Annotated in this window: 1 protein-coding gene; it reads right to left on the reverse strand. The window is 67.3% G+C overall.

Going from position 1 to position 272, the window contains the following annotated elements; genetic code table 11:
* The coding region (locus AC0IYH_RS31605) for a 3'-5' exonuclease family protein (RefSeq protein ID WP_471838196.1) at positions 1 to 272 on the reverse strand (272 nt) is incomplete at both ends.

A 272-nucleotide genomic window follows, 5' to 3' on the forward strand; every position in this document is an offset into this window, starting at 1 on the left:
CGTCAGCACGTTCAGCCGGTGGCTCGGCAAGTCCGGCCATGCGCGTTTCGCGACGCGAACGCTGTCCAGCCACGTCGTCTCGATCGCCACCCGGTCGTGGACCCGGCAGGCCGCCGCCAACGCGCCCTTGTCGAAATAGGAATGCGCCACCGTGACACGGCCGGTCAGGTGGCCGGCGACAATGTCGTGGATGTGGGCGTAGGTCGGTTGCCCCGCGACATGATCGCAGCTGATGCCGTGGATGCGCGTGTTGAAGGGCGAGAACTCGTCGC

The sequence above is a fragment of the Pseudomonas sp. AC463 genome (assembly GCF_979253585.1).